Below are 19300 nucleotides of genomic sequence, written 5' to 3' on the forward strand. Positions count from 1 at the left end.
GCGCCAGACTCTAGGGTCTGGCGCACTTTATATTGATGTATAAATAATAGTAAATTTATTGATAAAAACTATTTATTTAAACGGCTTTCAATTTCATCTGCGGTCATGTAACCACCTAGATATTCACCCTCTGAACTGTAAATTGCTGGTGTACCATTTACGCCCATTTTAAGACCTAAAGCATATTGATCACGAACTGGGTTTTTACATGTCGCAGGTGGAAGAGCAACGCCTGCAATTGCTTGGTCAAATGCAGTTTGGCGGTTGGGACTACACCACACACTTTCCATTGCTGGAATAAATTGTTCCCCACGTGGCCATGCGATATAACGGACTTCGATTCCTTTCGCTGTGATCTCGCTCATATGCTCATGCAGTTTATGGCAATACGGGCAACTTGCATCGGTAAACACATAAACGACGTGTTTTGTTTTGCCTTGTGTCGGGTAAACCAGTAAGTCTTCAACTTTTAAGCTGGCAAAATGTTTCTTGTTCTCAGTTGCTTGAATTTTGTCACCAATACTGCTGAGTTTTTTATCACCCAAGCGAATCACATCACCTTGAATAAGGTATTTACCATCAGCAGTTGCATAAACCGAACTCATGCCTTCCATGCTAACCCAGTACATATTTGGCATTTCAGTCGGCTTAACATCTAAAATTTTGGCATTGATGTCTGCTTTTTTGAAATTGGCTTGTAATGTTTGAATTAAACGTTGTTGTTTGTTTCGCTCAGTTAAATTAGATGCTTCACCAGTTGCTGGGGAAGTTGCTGTTAGGGTGTCATCTTTTTTTGAGTCTTGGTTTTTTGAGCAAGCACCTAATGCCATTGCACTTGCAACGATACAAGCGAGCATCAATTTTGAACGATTAAATTGCATAAATAACTCTTTATGTTTTTTCAGCATGATTTGAGCGAATTCGCTTTGAGGGAATTAGCATAACAAAATTTTTGGTGATATTCGTTAAAACTTGATTAAGGGATAGAAATTGCCGATATATATCTGCAATGCGGTTCATTGAAAAGTGATTTAAAAATCTCCTCTAACCCTGAGCCATATCTGACGCAAGGAAAAGAGGGGGATTACCGAGGATATATTTATTTTATGAGATAAGAAAAACATGCCTCATTCGATCTTTATAATTTAAGCCCGAGGGTGGTATTTCTCATGTAGTTGTTGCATACGAACTTGTGCGACATGCGTGTAAATTTGAGTGGTGGATAAGTCGCTATGTCCGAGAAGCATTTGAACGACACGCAGATCTGCACCATGATTTAACAAATGGGTTGCAAACGCATGTCTGAGTGTATGGGGTGATAACTCGGACTGAATATTGGCTTGTAGGGCATAACGCTTGATAGCATACCAAAAGTTTTGGCGACTCATAATACCACCATGTTGCGTAAGGAATAGGTAATCCGTAGAGGATTTATACAGTTGCGGGCGGGCATGAATTAAATATTTCTCAACCCATTCACACGCGACTTCTCCCAAAGGAACTAAACGTTCTTTATTGCCTTTACCTGTAATGCGTAAATAACCTTGTTTTAAATTGATCAACTCTAATCTTATATTTAATAATTCAGTGACTCGTAAACCACATGCATAAAGTACTTCAAACATGGCACGATCACGTAAACCCAATGCTGTTTCAGTATCTGGCGCTTGAATCAAAGCTTCAACATCCTGTTCAGATAAATCTTTAGGTAAAGCTCGACCTAGTTTGGGGGTTTTATGTGTTGCAACAGGATTATCAAGACGAATTTTTTGTTCTCTCAGGAATTTAAAAAAAGATCGTAATGCAGAAAGTGTGCGAGCGATTGAGCGAGGGCTTTTACCTTGTTTGGTGAGCTGGATCAGCACATCAGAAATATCGTCAGCAGTCCAATCGGGTAGGAATGAATTCACAGCTTCACTGCATTGAATGAGGTCAGATAAATAGGCATTGCGTGTATGTGGACTGACTGTTTGTGCAATTAAATAGTCACGAAAACCATTTAGAAAACTTAAATTTTCTGGAATTGTTACAGCCGTTGGAATCCGTGGTTTTTTATTCAGCATGAGTTTAGAGCATATAAATTTCGGTTTATTGTTGAAATGTAGACTAAAAATAAAGTGAAGTCGAATCCTGTGGGAAATGAGAATTGTAATCAAACCTTATTTGGTAATTATTCTCATTTGTATGTATAATAAATTATATATCGAATTAATTTTAGGATTAGTTGCAGTGCGTTTGTCAGACTTGAAAGTAAAGCAAACTGCCATTATCAGCAAGGTCAATCGTACCTCAGAAGATAATGTCAATCAGCCAGATTTAGTGGCGAGCCGTTTGGAAACATTGGGTTTTGTGCCTGGCACACGTGTTCAAGTCATCACTAAAGGTATTTTTGGTGGTGACCCTATTTTGATTCAGGTGGGTTTTACACGTTTTGCATTACGTAAGATCGAAGCTGCCAAAATTGAAATACATGAAGCATTGGAAGGAGCTCCAACATGAGCGAAACTTTACGTGTCGCTTTAGTCGGGAATCCTAACTGCGGTAAAACTTCACTTTTCAATCATTTGACAGGAACGCGTCAAAAAGTTGCCAACTATGCTGGGGTAACAGTTGAACGTAAAGTCGGTACATTTAATTTACCTTCTGGTCGTGGAGTACGTGTTTTAGATTTACCTGGAACATATAGTTTAAATGCAACCAGTCCCGATGAAGCGATTACTCGTGATGTGGTCATGGGTAAAATTGCTGAAGAAAAAGCGCAAGATGCGTTTTTATGTATTGTCGATGCGACAAACTTAAAACTGCATCTTGGATTAGTTTTGGAAGTGATTGAACAAGGTAAGCCGATTCTACTTGTTTTGAACATGATGGATGAAGCGCGTCGCCGTGGCATGCAGATCAATACGCAAAAATTGTCACAGCGTTTAGGTGTGCCTATCGTAGAGACTGTAGCCGTACGTAATGCAGGGATTGAAAACCTGATGGCTGCTTTGGATAGTGAAAAATTCAAAACACCAGATACAGAATTGAGTGATGTGAACTTATCGGGTTCAAATCATGAAAAAATTGACCAAATCTTAAAAGATGTGGTGATTTTTGTTGACCATGAAGATAAGCGTACAGATTTCCTTGATAAAATATTTTTACACCCCGTTTTAGGTTTACTGACACTTGCATTGATGATGTTTGTGGTCTTTCAGGCAGTTTTTGCTTGGGCAGAACCTGTGATGACCTTGATTGAAGATAGTTTTGCATGGTTAGGTGGGTTCATTGGTCCATTTATCTCGCATCCTTTGCTGAAAAGCTTGGTTGTGGATGGGATTATTGCGGGCGCTGGCGGTGTTGTGGTGTTCTTACCGCAAATTCTAATTTTATTCTTCTTTATTCTTGTTTTAGAAGAATCAGGTTATCTACCTCGTGCTGCATTCTTACTTGATAAATTGATGTTTAAAGCAGGGCTTAGTGGTCGAGCATTTATTCCACTTCTTTCAAGCTTTGCTTGTGCTGTACCAGGAATTATGGCGACACGAAGTATCAGTGATCCACGTGACCGTTTAACCACGATTTTTGTTGCGCCATTGATGACCTGTTCTGCACGCTTACCTGTATATGCATTGTTAATTGCTGCATTCATTCCAGAAAAAATGGTTTGGGGCATTTTTAATTTGCAAGGTTTGGTACTGTTTGGCCTCTACATGTCAGGTATTGTCAGTGCTTTACTTGTGGCAACTGTGTTGAAGTTTTTGCAAAAAGATAAATCTCAACATGCTTTGCTTATGGAATTGCCAAGTTATCGTATTCCAGATATTCAAAGTGTTTGGATTGGATTGTTGGATCGTGCCAAGATTTTCTTAAAGCGTGTTGGTGGTATTATTTTCGCTTTATCTATCTTGTTGTGGTTCTTGTGTACTTTCCCACAACCCCCTGAAGGTGCAACTTTACCTGCGATTGATTATTCGTTCGCTGGGATGTTGGGGCATTTGATGCAGCCAATCTTTGCACCGCTTGGTTTTAACTGGCAGATTTGTATTGCTTTAATTCCAGCGATGGCAGCACGTGAAGTGTTGGTTGCATCGTTAGGTGTGGTTTATGCATTGTCTGCGACTGATGAAGATGCTGTGACCCAAGGTCTATCGCAATTGATCAGTCAGGGTGATTTGAGTTGGTCTTTGGCAACAGGTTTGTCACTTTTAGTGTGGTTTATCTATGCACCACATTGTTTAGCGACTTTAGCAACCGTAAAGCGTGAAACAGGGTCTTGGAAAACTGTAGCAGGAATGACGGCTTATTTATTTGGTTTGGCATACTTGATGGCATTTTTAACTTACCAAATTGCTTCGCGTTATTTTGGTTTGTAAAAACTGTGTAATGTACTTTTGAATTTGTCGATGTTTTGTTTAAGTCTATAAGCGAAGGAGCTTGAGATGATTGAATTATTGATTATTACAGCATTGGTGGCTTGGAGCGCGATCTTTGTCTTTAAGAAAGTATTTCCAAAGTCTGCATATTCGGTATTTTCGAAACTCTCTCAATTTTGCCGTTCGAAAGGCTGGAATAGTTTAGCAAAATGGTTGCAGCCTGCGATGGTTGCCGGTTGCGGTGGTGGATGTGGTTGCTCAAGCAATGATTCTGAAACACCTAAAAAACCTGAGGTTCAAGCAGTCAAGTGGAAGTAAATGACGCTTTCTAAATTTAACAAGCCATTCTAGAACTTAGGATGGCTTTTTTGTTTATATTTTCTCAAACTAAGATGACAAAATTTTTACGGACTGACACAAAAAATTATCAAGAAATCAAAAACAGAAAAAGCTTTCAAATCGCCAAAGTGCTAACATTTTGCAAGTTTCAAAATTTACTCTGAGTGGGACAATAATGTTAATTCAACGTGGTGGCTTAAAAGTCGTTGCTGGGCTAGGTATTTCTGGTGTTTCAGCGGTTAATTTCTTACATGAACAAGGCTACCGAGTTGCAGTCACAGATTCTCGTGAAGTTCCACCAGGCCATGACAAAATTCCTACTGAAGTACAAACTCGTTTTGGCCAATTTGATCAAGATCTATTATTACAAGCTGAAGAAATTATTATTAGTCCAGGGCTTGATCCGAAATTACCTGAGATTCAGGCAGCGATTGCAAAAGGTATTCCTGTCGTTAGTGAAATTCAGATTTTACGCCGTGCGACAGACAAACCGATTGTTGCGATCACAGGTTCAAATGCTAAAAGCACGGTCACCACGTTGATTGGTTTGATGGCACAAGATGCAGGCGTGAAAGTGGCTGTGGGTGGAAATCTAGGTCGTCCTGCACTGGATTTAACGTATGATGATCCAGATCTTTACATCTTAGAGCTTTCAAGCTTTCAGCTTGAAACAACGTCTAATTTGGCTGCTGAAGTTGCAGTTGTGTTGAATATGAGTGAAGACCATTTAGATCGTCATGGTGATATGTCGGGTTATCACACGGCAAAACATCGAATCTTTCAAGGCGTGAAAAAAGTCGTGTATAACCGTGATGATTCACTGACACGACCACTTGTTCCAGATGTAACCCCAATGCAAAGCTTTGGCTTAAATGCACCTGATTTAAATCAATACGGTATTCTTAGAGAAGACAATGGCACGATTTGGTTAGCACGTGGTCGTGAGCGTTTGTTGAAAAGTTCAGAGATGTATATTCAAGGGACGCATAATGTTGCCAATGCCTTGGCATGTTTAGCTTTGGGTGAAGCGATTGGTTTGCCAAGAGAAACAATGTTAGAAACTTTAAAAACCTTTAAAGGTTTAGAGCATCGTTGTGAATTTGTCAAAGAAGTACACAATGTTCGTTATTATAATGACTCTAAAGGGACGAATATTGGTGCAACATTGGCAGCGCTTGATGGTTTAGGTGCTGCGATTGAAGCGCAAGGCGGTAAAGTTGCCATTATTCTTGGTGGTCAAGGTAAAGGACAGGATTTTACAGCTTTACGTGATTCACTACAGAAGTATGCCAAAATCGCTGTCTTGATTGGTGAGGATCGTCCAATTATCGAAAAAGCAATTGCAGGTACAACAACACTGTTGCATGCTGAATCTTTGCAAGAAGCTGTAGCTTTGTCTCAGCAACATACGCATGCGCATGATGTGGTGTTATTATCGCCAGCATGTGCAAGTTTTGATATGTTTACAGGCTATCAAGAGCGTGGACAACGCTTTGTTGAATATGTAAATGCTTTAAACTAAAAGAATCATAAGGATAGCAGTATGGCTGGGTTAGCTCAGACGACTATAAGTAAAATTAATCAGGTGTATGATCGTTGGTTACCTAAGTTTCCAGCAGAGATTACGCCTCGTAATGTACTCGTATTTTGCGTCATTTCATTATTGTGTATTGGTACAGTCATGGTTGCTTCGGCTTCAATGCCTTATGCAGAACGTATGCATGAAAACGAATTCCACTATGTAATTCGACATGCAATTTCGATTGCTGTGGCATTGGTTGCTGCTCTTGTTACCTATCGTATTTCGTTAAATATTTGGTTTAACAATACTTTTCCATTGTGGCTCATCACAATTATTTTATTGCTCGCCGTTTTGGTGGTGGGGACAGAGGTCAATGGTTCAACACGTTGGATTCGTGTCGGTGGGTTTACCTTGCAAGCCACAGAGGTGGCAAAGGTCATGATGACTATCTTTACCGCAGACTATGTTGTACGAAGAGCACAAGAAGTACGCAGTAACTATAAAGGGTTATTACGCCTAGCCATTGTGATGTTACTTACGGTAGGTTTAATTATTGCGGAACCCGACTTAGGGGCAACAGTGGTGATTGCCGTTTCTATGCTGGGTGTATTCTTCCTAGCAGGTGCACCACTGATTCAATTTGGTATTGCTTTTGGTGCGATTCTTTCAGCGTTTATTTTCCTGATTGTCTTTGAACCATACCGTTATGAACGTTTGATGTCATTCTCAAACCCTTGGGCAGATCCGCTGGGTTCAGGTTATCAGTTATCCAATGCATTAATGGCGTTTGGTCGTGGTGAGTGGTTTGGCGTTGGCTTAGGGCATAGTATTCAAAAGATGTCTTATTTACCTGAAGCACATACCGACTTCATGTTGGCAATTTTGGGTGAAGAATTTGGTTTCTTTGGTATTGCGACAGTTTTAACTTTGTCTTTTGCAATGGTGATTTGCTGTATTCGTATTGGTCAACGTGCGTTAAATCATCAATATTTAAGAGCAGGTTATTTGGCTTATGGCATCAGCATTATTTTCTTATTACAAATTCTGGTGAATGCTGGAATGAATATGGGAATGCTGCCAACCAAAGGTTTGACCTTACCATTTATTAGTTATGGAGGGTCTTCATTGATTATGTGTGCGGTGATGATTAGTCTCATTTTAAAAATTGATGCATCGACAAAAAAAGCCAACCCTGCACGAGAAGAATCAAGCTTCTAAACTGCATTGGTTTGGTTCTTAAATGTGAAAAAAGGTGTTACAGCGCTTGGTGTAACACCTTTTTTATTGCTCGGTTATATCAACCATGATTTAAGTTGCTATTGAAATATATCTTGAATCTCAGTGCCTTTAGGAATCAATTGGATGTCCCATTGCGCGACAGCTTGAGCGAGCATGTTATGTGGTTGGTCGATATCTATAGAGGGTTGACCAAGTGCTAAAATCGCTTGTGAAAGCAATTCAGATGCATTTTGAATATCAAGTGCATGTGCAAGATTTTGTTTGGAGAGTTTTTGCCCTTGAGCGTTCATAGCAAGCGGTAGGTGCATATATTCAAGCTGTGGGTAGCCTAAAAGCTGTCCCAACCAAATTTGACGTTCCGTGTTATCTAATAGATCTGCACCACGGACGACATGTGTGATGCCTTGTAAATAATCATCAACCACAACAGCAAGTTGGTAATTGATAATACCATCACGTCGTTTAAGCACGAAATCGCCTAAATCAGTTTTTAGATTTGAACAGTGCTGACCTTGTAAACGGTCTTGAAAACAAATATTTTGATCTGAGACTTTAACTCGAATGGCTTGATTTTGAAACGCTAAATGCTTTTCTCGGCAAGTTCCAAGATAGATATGATTTGAACCGAGCATTTTGCGTGTGCATTCACATGCATAAACCAGTTGTTTTTGTTTGAGTTGTTCTATAGCCGCATCGTAAAGGTCTACGCGGTTTCTTTGATAAATAATTTCAACATCAGATTCAAACTCAAAGGCATCTAAGCATTTTAAAATGTGTTGTTCACTATCAGGATAGATGCGAGGAATATCTGTATCTTCGATGCGTACAATCCACTTACCTTGGTTGGCTTTAGCATCGCAATAGCTAGCAAGGGCAGTAATCAGTGAACCAAAATGCAAAGGACCTGTAGGCGATGGCGCAAACCTGCCTGTATAGATCATCCTATTATCCCTCTCCTTTGTTAAAGAAGAGGGTTGAGGATTATTCAATAACATCATTAACCGTTATTTTGCTTCTCTTTGATCTCTGCAAGTGTTTTACAGTCGATACATAAAGTTGCTGTCGGACGTGCTTCTAAACGACGTAAACCGATTTCAATACCGCAAGTTTCACAGAAACCATAGTCATCGTTTTTAATCGCTTCAATAGACTGTTCGATTTTACGAATGAGTTTACGTTCACGGTCACGTGTGCGTAATTCAATTGCAAATTCTTCTTCTTGTGTTGCACGGTCATTTACATCGGGTAATGAAGAAGATTCGTCTTGCATCGTGTTCAAGGTACGATCCACTTCTGACATTAATTCTGCTTTCCACGCGAGCAAAATTTTACGGAAATGTTCGAGCTGACCCTCAGACATGTATTCTTCATTTTTCTTCGGCTGATAAGGCTCGATACCAAATAGACTTGCTGTAGTACCGTTGTCATTCGTCTTTGGCTTGGTTTTACGCACACGCTTTACAGATTTGTCATCTGTTATCGCAGTTTGTTCATCCAAGACTTGATTTTGGTTGTCATTCGCCATAAAGGGCATTCCTCATCATCATATACGTACTGTTCTATACGTAAAAAATATGGTGATATGCAAGTATTTTTATCACTACCAATAGAATGAATCCATTGGGGGCGTCATCATATAGATTTTTTTACAAAGATGAAAGCCATCTCCGTCTTATTTCGACTTTCTGCATATCTCTATAGGTCGAATAACTTAATAGAAAAAAGCAAAAATGAAAAGCTAATAACCCGAAATTTCTTCATTTATCGTGACTTTAAAGTGGTCGAGTCGATGAACGATTGTTTCAAATTCACCCGTGGTTTTTAAATGTAAGCAACGGTAACCAGGCGCAATTTCATCAAAAGCAAATTCTTGGCTCATTGGTTTAAATTGTACACAAGTTGCGGGCGTTGAAATAAACTGGATACCATTCCATTCATTCAGTGACTCTTGGTGTACATGTCCATGTAATACCATCTTAATATTTTTAAATGGTGCTAAGGTGTCTTTAAATGCTTCTGCATTTTTCAGCTTATGCTGATCTAACCATTTTGAATGCATGTCAAATGGATGATGATGGCAAGCGATAATGACAAATTTATCTTGTTGTTGTTCTAAAATGTGCTTTAAATGTTGTAGTTGCTCAGCTTCAATCCACCCATCAGTTTGCCCAGCAATTACACTATTTAATAGCACGATTCGCCATTGACCTACTTCGATGACAGTAGGGAGCGGCTCAGGGGTATGGAAAGGGAAGATCTCCAGATTGTCATGATTACCAGGGATATGATAAAAATCGACCGCAAACTTTTGCATATACGCTAAATAACGATGATATGTCGCAGGAAAAGCGGCTTGCGCAAGATCACCTGTGTGCAAAATAAGATCCATACTGGGATAACGTTGCTGAATATCATTCATAATGGCATGAAAGTTTTCTTCAGGATTAATACCAACGAATTCTGCGTCTGGATGATCCATCAGATGAGTATCTGTGATCTGTATGAAGACGATATCTTTATTTATTGGATTCGATGATTTCTCTGATCGCATGCCTTTCCCCTAGACATTTTCTAATTGGTTTACATGTTGTTGTAGCCATTGTAAAGCCATAATGATTGGTGCATTGCATAAACGATTACTTTGGAATAAAAGATTTAAGTCTGCGTATTGAATAATATGTAGTTTTATATTTTCGCCTTCATCAGGCATGCCGAAGACCCCGCCTTCAGAAGGTAGTTCTGCTTGAGCAACATAGAGATGAAAGATTTCATCACATGCGCCTGCAGAAGGGTAGAAACTGAATAGAAGTTCAAGCTGATCTAATTTACATCCAGACTCTTCAATGCTTTCTCTTCGAATACAGCTTTCTGGAGATTCATCTCCATCCATAACGCCTGCAATAATTTCAAGTTGCCATGGGGAAACCTGATCATCAATTGCACCCACTCGGAATTGTTCAATCAAAGCAAATTTACGTTGTCTGTCATTGTAAATAAGTACACCAGCGGCTTCTTTACGTCGAATAAGCTCACGTTGGATGACCGTTGTATATTCAGACTGATTAAACAAGCGATGTCGCAAGCTAATTTTTTCAACCTGAACAAATCCTTGATAGGCATGTTCACGAGATTGAATTTCCACATCTTTATCAGAGTAGGTTGCTTGCTGAGTGATATTCATGAATTAGAGTTAGGATAAAACGTGTTCATTTCATCCTAACTGAGAAATGACTAAAGACAAATATATTTTTTCATCTTTACACTTTGTGGTACAACTTTTGTCCGTGTTCTTGATAAACCGATTTCATGGTTTTCATACCGTTTTCAATCACAGATTCATTTTCTGCTGTACTTCCTATATCTTTTTGGTCTTGAGCATGATTCTGTGCATTATTTTGCGCATAATCTCTTACATTCTGAGTGATTTTCATTGAACAGAATTTTGGACCACACATCGAACAGAAGTGTGCAGATTTATGTGCTTCTTTTGGCATGGTTTCATCATGCATTGAGCGAGAAGTATCAGGATCTAAGCTGAGATTAAATTGATCTTCCCAACGGAATTCAAAGCGTGCTTTAGATAATGCATTATCACGAACTTGAGCACCTGGATGACCTTTAGCCAAATCAGCCGCATGTGCAGCGATTTTATAGGTGATGATGCCGTCTTTGACATCTTTCTTATTCGGAAGTCCTAAATGCTCTTTTGGCGTGACATAGCACAGCATGGCTGTACCATACCAACCAATCATCGCAGCACCAATCGCAGAAGTAATATGGTCATAACCCGGTGCGATATCTGTGGTTAAAGGGCCCAATGTATAAAATGGTGCTTCTTGGCACACTTCAAGTTGCAGATCCATATTTTCTTTGATCATATGCATCGGCACATGTCCCGGCCCTTCGATCATGACTTGCACATCATGCTTCCAAGCACGGTGGGTCAATTCACCCAAGGTACGTAATTCTGAAAATTGCGCTTCATCATTGGCATCTTGAATACAGCCCGGACGTAAACCATCCCCTAGGCTGAATGACACATCATAAGCTTTCATAATTTCGCAGATTTCATCGAAATGGGTATATAAGAAGTTTTCTTCATGGTGTGCTAAACACCATTGTGCCATGATTGAACCACCACGAGAGACGATACCCGTTAGACGATTAGCCGTCATTGGAACGTATCTTAAAAGCACACCTGCGTGAATCGTAAAGTAATCGACACCTTGTTCAGCTTGCTCAATCAGCGTGTCTTTGAAAATTTCCCAAGTGAGGTCTTCAGCCACACCATCTACTTTTTCTAAAGCTTGGTAAATTGGAACAGTACCAATCGGTACAGGTGAGTTACGAATAATCCATTCACGTGTTTCATGGATGTTCTTACCCGTTGATAAGTCCATGATTGTATCTGCACCCCAACGAGTTGCCCATGTCATTTTGGCAACTTCTTCATCGATTGAAGAACCGAGTGCTGAGTTACCGATATTGGCATTGATTTTCACCAAGAAATTACGTCCGATAATCATCGGTTCAATTTCAGGATGATTAATATTGGCAGGAATAATCGCACGACCTTCAGCAACTTCTTTTCGCACAAACTCAGGTGTGATTTCCATGAGATTGCGAGCACCAAAGTTTTGACCTGCATGTTGACGCATGTCTACGCCTTCACGTTGACGTTGGTTTTCACGAATCGCAATATATTCCATTTCAGGTGTGATGATACCTTGTTTGGCATAATGCATTTGAGTCACGTTTTGCCCCTGTTTGGCACGACGTGGTTTTTGAATATGTGCGAAACGAATGTCGGCAGTACGGATGTCTTTTAGACGTTCTTGTCCGAAGGTTGAACTGAGTGTTTCTAAGCGTTCGGTATCGTTGCGTTCAGCAATCCAAGTTTCACGGACATTTGGAAGTCCTTTATTGAGATCAATTTCAACTTGAGGGTCGGTATAAACACCAGATGTGTCATAGACCATCACAGGTGGATTTTGCTCACCGCCTAAACCTGTTGGCGTATCTGTAAGTGAGATTTCACGCATAGGAACTTGGAGATCAGGGCGAGAACCTTGGATATAGACTTTTTGAGATGCAGGTAAAATTCGAGTGAGATCTTTGGCATCTTGCTCATGTTGAGCAGATAATTCATTTGAAGAGAGATTCGTTAATTGGTTCATTGCAATGATCCTTATGAATGATATCAACGAATCAAGCACGACCAAAAACGGTGGCAGATTGAGTCTATTTTTAAATGCAGTATTCACTATTAAATGGTGAATACTGCAGGTGTATTTCTACGGAAATAGATCAATAAAAAGCTAAATGTTTTTAGATGGCTTGATTCCTACGCAGGTCTTAACCTGATCAGGTTCAACGGTACTTGGGCTTAAGTTCATTCAATTGAAGAACTGACCCAATCTCAGCGAGGAATTACTCGCGCTCCGTCAAGCTATGCGGTAAATATTAACATATTCACCCTGAATTAGATTTGCAATTTGTATAATTTATCGCAGCATTAAAATGGATAACTCACAGCATTTGCGTAAATTATTTTGAATCGTTTTTGTGATGGGGTGGGAGAGATTGAAAGAGAAGAAATACAAATAAAATTGAAAATATTTAAATTGAGGAGCAAATTGCATCACTAAAACAATCTTTTTTAAGGTTTTTAAAATCAATCGGTTTTAAATTTAAAAATTGATTCAATTGAGAAAGTGCCAATAATTGTGGATTATTTTCCAGTTTGGTTTGCTCTTTAACACTGAGTTGAATTTTTTGTCGTCGTTGTTGGGTAGACATCTTAATAAATTGTTCAAATTTCTGAGCTTTTTCTGATAATTCACCGTCATTAGACTGTGCTAAACGCTCAATTACTGTCCAATTTGCGTTATTCACGTCATTGGCATTTTCAAAGTTTAAAGAAATGGGTTCATTATCTAAACCTAAAAATAATAAACTGCTATAGGCATTTTCTAAGAAACGGGCATCGGCAATATAAGGGCTTTCAGGATAGTTACGAACATATTCCTGCCAGTAAATCGCTCTTTTTACAATATCTTCAGCGCTAAGGTTGAGTTTCTGATTTTTAAAAAGTGGTTCTGCATTTTGTTCTGCAAGACTTTCTATAAATTTTTGCTCAGGTTGTTCTAAGTACGGTGCAAAGACCTTGGCTAAATATTGAGGGTTTCTACGGTAAGCCACTTTATTATTGCCTTGATCAATCAATTCAATATAAGCCTGACCTTTGTGACGAAGCAAATACTGGTCACGAATATTCAATTGTTCAAAGTGGTGCTGTTGAATTGTTGGGTAAGAAGACTGATCTAAAGCGTAGGTTTCAAAAGCCAATTGTTGCTCTGATGTTCGATCTAAATGTAGAAACTGTTGGTACATATGTTTTGAAAGCCGCATTAATTCTTTTTGTTCAGTAGGCTTCATTAAAGGTAAACAAAGACGAATATCTTGATTGACTTGCTCGATTGCTAAAGTCGTTCTTTGCGCGTCCATTGTTGTCATTTCTTTTTTAAGATTTTGGCAAATTTGACCGAGATCAGGAACTAAATCTTCATTTTTTTGTGGTTCTTTCGCAGCATGCATGATATCCGCCGCAGGTTTTTCACAAGCAGTGAGTAGGCTACTAAGCGCAATAAGGATGCTACAAAGAAAAAGATGAGAGAGTTTGTGAGACAATTTCATTAGACGATCATTAAAAAAATTTACCTAGTTCAGGATTTGGCTATTGTCACCTAATCTCATCTAAACAAATGATATGTTTTGTAGTTTTGTGATCATAAAACGTTAATACTTTAGTTGAAAAAGGTTGTTTTTTAAGCGAATTAAAGTGAAATATCTTTAAGCTTACTGTGTTGAGTCAAAATTGAATGATGTTTCAACAGGAGTTTTAAGGCTTTTGAAATAAGATCAATACAGTTAAAAAAAGTTACAAATACGTTGGTCTGTCTTTATTTATCTATGATTGTGATTCAGGCTGTTTATTGACATAGTTTGCATAAAGAGACGGTGCTGTTAAGTTCAAGTATCGAATTCTAGATGTAGTTGGGCGTAGAAATTTCTTTAAAACGATTTAAGATTCGTCTGAAAGAAAAATAGTTGTCATAAAAGATTCATAATTAGTATGGTTTAATATTAAATCTAAAAAAGCTTTTTGCTGTATGTGGAGTATCAGACTTTGAGCCCAAGTAATCCAGTGTTGACGCATCATATATCTTCTCAGTTCAATGAAGATTTACAGGATGTAAATACCAAATTTATGACCATGGGTGGTCTGGTCGAACAGCAAGTTGCAAATGCCGTTCATGCGTTATTAGACACCAATGCCAATTTAGCAATCGATGTTCAATTTCAAGATAATACGGTTAACCGTTATGAACGTGAGATTGACGAAGCATTGACATTAATTCTTGCTCGACGCCACCCAGCTGCAATTGATTTACGTATGGTGATTGCCATGAGTAAAGCCAATACAGACTTAGAGCGTATTGGTGATGAAGCGGCAAAAATTGCACGTATTGCACAAACTTTGTGTGAAGAGGGTGAGTCACCACGTGGCTATATGGAAACTCGCCATATTGGCAACCAAGTTCGTGTGATGATTCATGATGCTTTGGATGCATTTGCCCGAGTCGATGCAGATCAAGCTTTAAAAGTCTTATTGGCAGATGCTGATATTGACCGTGAATATCAGTCGGCAACACGTACTTTAATGACTTATATGATTGAAGATCCACGCCATATTAGCCGTGTTATCAATGTGATGTGGGTACTCCGTTCATTGGAACGTATTGGTGATCATGCACGTAATATTTCTGAGCAAGTGATTTATATTGCGAAAGGTTTTGATGTACGTCATACCAGTGTCGAAGAAATCGAGCAAAAGGTTCAAAGTAAATAATTTAACGTCAGTTCGGGCTAAACTTTGATGTAAGTTGTTGAAAAGATTGATCAGGTGCGGCGGAGTCTTACCGTTTAAAGTCAGATGCAAGGATTAACCTTCGGTTCGACCTACTTTTCTTTCGGGAAAAGTAGGCAAAACCATTTGTCAGTCGCCAACTCGACAGATACTATCAAGTACCGAATATATTGCAAAAACAGTATTTTGCAGATGTAGCCCTGCCTCGAACAATGCGACTGACGTTACCGCGTATCATATAGTTGGAAACATCTCTTATCCCGAGCTCAGGTTAATTTAAAATCAATCATCCAAATCGTAAAAGACCTGAATTTCTCAGGTCTTTTTTTGAGCTTTTACTTTGATATTTAAAGCGAAGTGAGCATTAAACTTGAGCGAGCGCTTGTTCTAAATCTGCAATTAAATCATCAATATGTTCAATACCTACAGACAAGCGAACCATGTCAATGCTGACACCTGCTGATTTTAATTCATCTTCGTTCAGCTGACGATGTGTTGTTGTCGCAGGGTGGCAAGCTAAGCTTTTCGCATCGCCAATATTGACCAAACGTGTGAATAGTTGCAAAGCATCAATAAAGCGAGTTCCGCCTTGAAGCCCATCTTGAACGCCGAAAGACAAAATTGCTGAAGGTTTTCCTTTCACATATTTTTGTGCCAAAGCATGTTGAGGATGATCGGTTAAACCCGCGTAATTGACCCATTTTACTTTTGGATGTTGTTGCAAATATTCAGCGACTTTTTGTGCATTTTCAGTATGACGTTCCATACGGAGGCTTAATGTTTCTAAGCCTTGTAAAATTAAGAATACACTCAGCGGGCTGATTGCTGCACCCGTATTACGCAGTGGAACGACACGTGCACGTGCGATATAAGCAGCTTCACCTAAAGCCTCAACATAATTCACACCATGATAGCTTGGGTCAGGTGTATTTAAGACTTTAAAACGTTCAGGGTATTTACCCCAAGGAAATTTACCGCTGTCGACAATTGCTCCACCAATAGAATTACCATGACCACCAATATATTTGGTCAGAGAATGCACCACAATATCTGCACCATGTTCAAAAGGTTTGAGTAGTGCAGGGGTTGCAACAGTATTATCGACAATCACAGGAACGCCATATTCATGTGCAATTTTAGCAATGGCCTCTAAATCAATGATATTACCCAATGGATTGCCAATTGACTCTACAAAAACCAATTTGGTTTTTTCATCAATTAAACCACGTAAAGCTTCAGGGTTTTGATAGTCAAAGAAACGAACTTCAATGCCTTGTTTAGGTAGGGTATGAGCAAATAAATTATATGTACCGCCATATAAGGTTGAAACAGACGCAATATTATCGCCAGCTTCTGCAATGGTTTGAATGGAATAGGTGATTGCAGACATACCCGAAGCCAAGGCTAATGCACCAATACCCCCTTCAAGTGCGGCTAAACGTTGTTCAAGCACCGCAGTTGTTGGGTTCATGATGCGAGTATAAATATTACCTTGTACTTTTAAGTCAAACAGGTCTGCGCCGTGTTGTGTATTATCAAATGCATAAGAAGTGGTTTGATAGATGGGTACGGCAACAGCTTTAGTGGTTACTTCGGGGGTATAGCCTGCATGAATCGCAAGGGTTTCATCTTTATAAGTCATCTTTTTCAGCTTTTTTGTTAAATTTCAAATGAGTGTATCAAATAAATATATGAAGTAAACAAGGGTTTATGTATTTTTAAATCATAAAAAGTGATAAGGATAGTTGTTTTGTATTTTAATAAAGCATTAAATTTTAGTACTTTTGCTCAAAGCAGAGCCTCGTTAATACTTTCATTTTCCTCCAATTATGCTAAATACGTGTTTTTTTACGGGTTGTAATTTTCTTACTACTCAATTGATGTTTATGTTAACTTACATGAAGTTCTATTTTTTCTGAATCAATCATAAATAATTTAAATCAGGATAAAGAAGTGAAACTTTTGAATTTTAAAAGAATAACAATTTTTTTAACAAGTCTGTTACTTATACTTAATTCAACTTTAGCCAATGCAGCAACATTAGGGGCATGGACACTATCTAATCCAACCGCTGTTGGAGCATCTATTTTATATGATGGTTTAAAGGGTGTTATTAAATCCTCGGTTTTAATTAAGCCTAATGCGACTCAGGTTGCCAAAGTCTTAGGCAGTGGTGGTGGAGGTTTTGCCCTTTCTTATGCAGTTGAGCAATTACTAGGGGCTGTAGATTGGGTGATGGATCCTGCGAATAATCGTATAAAATATAATATAGATCAAAATACTAACGTTTGTTATTACTCAAATATTTCTTCTTTTAACGTTAATACGTATATTGCAGCTCAAAGTGTTTGTAAGAAATTTACTTCAAATGTTACTTTTCTTAGTATTGAAAAAATACAAACAAATAGATATCAATGTAATTATGAGAATACTGGAGGAATTCAGAATATTACTTTTGTTTGCTCAGCAACGACAGTGAAAGAAGAAAAAAACCTCGCCCTCGAAACTGTTGCCCAAAAAGTCATTGAAAATGCAGAAAGTGATAACCTAGATGCTCAGTTTGCTGTTTTAGCAGCAGCAAATAATATTTTATCTGAAGCTGAAAATGATGATGCTAAAGCCAAGCCGATTGAAGATGAGTTGGAGAGGAATGCGGATGATAAATGCCACACTCATAATGCATATATGAATGGGCAAGCAAGGATTGTTGAAGATAGGTACAATGAGATGAGAGCTGATCCACTATTTTTATATAGAGATTACAGAACAACTCCTCATCCCAATGGATACGGATCATGGAATGGTCATCAACAGCGATATACTTATGAACAAGGTCTATTGAATCAAAAGATTCTAGATGCTTTCTTTGCTGGTTGTCCTGAAACAGCCAAAGCAACTGAATGGAAAAATAAACCTGCTCCTCAAAAACCTAACTATGCGTTGTAACAATTATGATTGAAGTTGAAATTTATGAGGGAACTAACGGAGACCCACTTAAAAGAGTGTATTTTAGAAACACTAAAGGCTGGATAATTCGAGAGTCTTTTTACAATCCATCAAATCAACCAATCGTAGAAGAAATGGTTGAGTTTGATGATAAAAATAAAATTTTTCGTCAAGTTTTATTTCTCACAACTGAATATAAAACTATTGCTTATAGAAATTTATATCAAGCAGGAGAAACAGAAAGATCAGATAACAGATTAGGTTATACAGATTACAAATTAATAGATGGGGAATTTAAAAAAATAAGTTGGATGATCTATAAGCCTTCTTCTAAAGAAGCCCCTTTTTCAAAAAGTCTATACTACAATCAAGATGATGAATTGCTTTATTATTGTGTTAATGATGATACAACCCTTACTACAAAGTATTTTAATCCGTATGATCAAGTTATAGATGATTTTTATACTTTTTCTGAAAAAAATCTTGATTCAATTGAAACATACGACAGTATTAAAAATGATTTACTACAACAGATTAGAGATGAATACAATAATAATCAATTGTGAAAATTAATTATGAATGTAAATATTAAAGAGCTTCTTGAAAAAGTATTCCCTCTCTTTGACACTAAAAAACAATGAAAATTTTTGTTGTTTTTTATCTGTCAGGCAAGTTCAATAAGAACAGGATGGGAGAAAGTAATAGTCTAAAGCCTTATAAATAATGAAAAATAGAACAAAAAAACCGCCCTCTTGAAACCGTTACCTAATAAAGTCATTGAAAATGAAGAAAACAATAACCTAGACGCTCAGTTTGCTGTTTTAGCAGCAGCGACAAATATTCTGTCGGAAGCTGAGCAGGATGATGTAAAAGCGAAGCCGATTGAAGATGAGTGATTATATCGCCATTTTAAATCCTGTCATTATGATGTCATTTGTCCCGATTAACATAAGCAACTCAATAAAC

The 19300-nt window shown here is 38.3% G+C and carries 18 protein-coding genes and 1 riboswitch; of the genes, 9 read left to right on the plus strand and 9 right to left on the minus strand.

The genetic code is table 11. The features are described from left to right. Positions 1-68: 68 nt before the first annotated feature. Together CDA10_RS08690 and xerD are read right to left on the minus strand one after the other, a co-directional pair. Positions 69-881 carry a thioredoxin fold domain-containing protein gene (locus CDA10_RS08690; RefSeq protein WP_089605238.1) on the minus strand — a complete coding sequence of 271 codons (813 nt, stop codon included), beginning with the start codon at positions 879-881 and terminating at the stop codon, positions 69-71. Positions 882-1145: 264 nt separating this feature from the next. Then, entirely contained in the window at positions 1146-2063 is a 918-nt protein-coding gene (gene xerD / locus CDA10_RS08695; protein WP_089605239.1) for a site-specific tyrosine recombinase XerD, read from the minus strand. A gap of 166 nt (positions 2064-2229) precedes the next feature. Here xerD and CDA10_RS08700 point away from each other — a divergent pair, with 166 nt between their 5' ends. From CDA10_RS08700 to ftsW, 5 genes are all read left to right on the plus strand, one after another. After that, the gene (locus tag CDA10_RS08700; protein WP_089605421.1) at positions 2230-2499 is read left to right on the plus strand and encodes a FeoA family protein; all 270 of its coding nucleotides are present in this window, start codon (positions 2230-2232) and stop codon (positions 2497-2499) included. After that, positions 2496-4358, plus strand: coding sequence for a ferrous iron transporter B (gene feoB, locus CDA10_RS08705; protein ID WP_089605240.1), 1863 nt, complete (start codon positions 2496-2498; stop codon positions 4356-4358). The genes CDA10_RS08700 and feoB overlap by 4 nt, the downstream gene beginning before the upstream one ends. A gap of 66 nt (positions 4359-4424) precedes the next feature. Continuing rightward, positions 4425-4676 (plus strand): DUF6587 family protein, encoded by a 252-nt coding sequence (locus CDA10_RS08710; protein WP_089605241.1) that lies wholly within the window; start codon positions 4425-4427, stop codon positions 4674-4676. Positions 4677-4872: 196 nt separating this feature from the next. Beyond that, complete coding sequence (gene murD, locus CDA10_RS08715; protein ID WP_089605242.1) at positions 4873-6219, plus strand: UDP-N-acetylmuramoyl-L-alanine--D-glutamate ligase; 1347 nt, start codon at positions 4873-4875, stop codon at positions 6217-6219. Positions 6220-6240: 21 nt separating this feature from the next. Next, positions 6241-7437 carry a putative lipid II flippase FtsW gene (ftsW, locus tag CDA10_RS08720; protein ID WP_089605243.1) on the plus strand — a complete coding sequence of 399 codons (1197 nt, stop codon included), beginning with the start codon at positions 6241-6243 and terminating at the stop codon, positions 7435-7437. 98 nt (positions 7438-7535) lie between these two features. Here ftsW and gluQRS read toward each other — a convergent pair whose 3' ends face one another. From gluQRS to CDA10_RS08750, 6 genes are all read right to left on the minus strand, one after another. Further along, entirely contained in the window at positions 7536-8453 is a 918-nt protein-coding gene (gluQRS, locus tag CDA10_RS08725; RefSeq protein WP_228704617.1) for a tRNA glutamyl-Q(34) synthetase GluQRS, read from the minus strand. Positions 8454-8455: 2 nt separating this feature from the next. Beyond that, positions 8456-8983, minus strand: coding sequence for an RNA polymerase-binding protein DksA (gene dksA / locus CDA10_RS08730; RefSeq protein WP_089605245.1), 528 nt, complete (start codon positions 8981-8983; stop codon positions 8456-8458). A 213-nt stretch (positions 8984-9196) separates the two neighbouring features. Next, positions 9197-10009, minus strand: a complete 813-nt coding sequence (gene cpdA / locus CDA10_RS08735) for a 3',5'-cyclic-AMP phosphodiesterase (protein ID WP_089605246.1) — start codon at positions 10007-10009, stop codon at positions 9197-9199. 9 nt (positions 10010-10018) lie between these two features. Next, on the minus strand, positions 10019-10639 hold the full coding sequence (locus tag CDA10_RS08740; RefSeq protein ID WP_089605247.1) for an NUDIX domain-containing protein: 621 nt from the start codon (positions 10637-10639) through the stop codon (positions 10019-10021). 76 nt (positions 10640-10715) lie between these two features. Then, positions 10716-12635, minus strand: coding sequence for a phosphomethylpyrimidine synthase ThiC (gene thiC / locus CDA10_RS08745; RefSeq protein ID WP_089605248.1), 1920 nt, complete (start codon positions 12633-12635; stop codon positions 10716-10718). Between the two features lie 147 nt (positions 12636-12782). Beyond that, positions 12783-12912: riboswitch (TPP riboswitch) on the minus strand. Between the two features lie 165 nt (positions 12913-13077). Continuing rightward, positions 13078-14154, minus strand: a complete 1077-nt coding sequence (locus CDA10_RS08750) for a hypothetical protein (protein ID WP_089605249.1) — start codon at positions 14152-14154, stop codon at positions 13078-13080. A 493-nt stretch (positions 14155-14647) separates the two neighbouring features. Here CDA10_RS08750 and phoU point away from each other — a divergent pair, with 493 nt between their 5' ends. Then, positions 14648-15370, plus strand: a complete 723-nt coding sequence (gene phoU, locus CDA10_RS08755; protein ID WP_089605250.1) for a phosphate signaling complex protein PhoU — start codon at positions 14648-14650, stop codon at positions 15368-15370. A 382-nt stretch (positions 15371-15752) separates the two neighbouring features. On the opposite strand, the gene CDA10_RS08760 is transcribed toward phoU, so the two are convergent. Next, the gene (locus CDA10_RS08760; RefSeq protein ID WP_089605251.1) at positions 15753-17030 is read right to left on the minus strand and encodes an O-acetylhomoserine aminocarboxypropyltransferase/cysteine synthase family protein; all 1278 of its coding nucleotides are present in this window, start codon (positions 17028-17030) and stop codon (positions 15753-15755) included. Positions 17031-17341: 311 nt separating this feature from the next. Here CDA10_RS08760 and CDA10_RS08765 point away from each other — a divergent pair, with 311 nt between their 5' ends. From CDA10_RS08765 to CDA10_RS16820, 3 genes are all read left to right on the plus strand, one after another. Next, on the plus strand, positions 17342-18334 hold the full coding sequence (locus CDA10_RS08765; RefSeq protein WP_228704614.1) for a hypothetical protein: 993 nt from the start codon (positions 17342-17344) through the stop codon (positions 18332-18334). A gap of 5 nt (positions 18335-18339) precedes the next feature. Then, positions 18340-18900, plus strand: a complete 561-nt coding sequence (locus CDA10_RS08770; RefSeq protein ID WP_089605252.1) for a hypothetical protein — start codon at positions 18340-18342, stop codon at positions 18898-18900. Between the two features lie 186 nt (positions 18901-19086). Continuing rightward, positions 19087-19230, plus strand: a complete 144-nt coding sequence (locus tag CDA10_RS16820; RefSeq protein ID WP_157909349.1) for a hypothetical protein — start codon at positions 19087-19089, stop codon at positions 19228-19230. Positions 19231-19300: the final 70 nt, after the last annotated feature.

The sequence above is a fragment of the Acinetobacter piscicola genome (assembly GCF_002233755.1).
Lineage (GTDB): Bacteria > Pseudomonadota > Gammaproteobacteria > Pseudomonadales > Moraxellaceae > Acinetobacter > Acinetobacter piscicola.

Coding starts and splice junctions, on each gene's coding strand:
- thiC (WP_089605248.1), bottom strand. CDS start 12,635: ATGAACCAATTAACGAATCTCTCTTCAAATGAATTATCTGCTCAACAT.
- dksA (WP_089605245.1), bottom strand. CDS start 8,983: ATGGCGAATGACAACCAAAATCAAGTCTTGGATGAACAAACTGCGATA.
- CDA10_RS08690 (WP_089605238.1), bottom strand. CDS start 881: ATGCAATTTAATCGTTCAAAATTGATGCTCGCTTGTATCGTTGCAAGT.
- xerD (WP_089605239.1), bottom strand. CDS start 2,063: ATGCTGAATAAAAAACCACGGATTCCAACGGCTGTAACAATTCCAGAA.
- feoB (WP_089605240.1), top strand. CDS start 2,496: ATGAGCGAAACTTTACGTGTCGCTTTAGTCGGGAATCCTAACTGCGGT.
- gluQRS (WP_228704617.1), bottom strand. CDS start 8,453: ATGTTATTGAATAATCCTCAACCCTCTTCTTTAACAAAGGAGAGGGAT.
- CDA10_RS08760 (WP_089605251.1), bottom strand. CDS start 17,030: ATGACTTATAAAGATGAAACCCTTGCGATTCATGCAGGCTATACCCCC.
- CDA10_RS08710 (WP_089605241.1), top strand. CDS start 4,425: ATGATTGAATTATTGATTATTACAGCATTGGTGGCTTGGAGCGCGATC.
- CDA10_RS08770 (WP_089605252.1), top strand. CDS start 18,340: ATGATTGAAGTTGAAATTTATGAGGGAACTAACGGAGACCCACTTAAA.
- cpdA (WP_089605246.1), bottom strand. CDS start 10,009: ATGCGATCAGAGAAATCATCGAATCCAATAAATAAAGATATCGTCTTC.
- ftsW (WP_089605243.1), top strand. CDS start 6,241: ATGGCTGGGTTAGCTCAGACGACTATAAGTAAAATTAATCAGGTGTAT.
- murD (WP_089605242.1), top strand. CDS start 4,873: ATGTTAATTCAACGTGGTGGCTTAAAAGTCGTTGCTGGGCTAGGTATT.
- CDA10_RS08740 (WP_089605247.1), bottom strand. CDS start 10,639: ATGAATATCACTCAGCAAGCAACCTACTCTGATAAAGATGTGGAAATT.
- CDA10_RS08750 (WP_089605249.1), bottom strand. CDS start 14,154: ATGAAATTGTCTCACAAACTCTCTCATCTTTTTCTTTGTAGCATCCTT.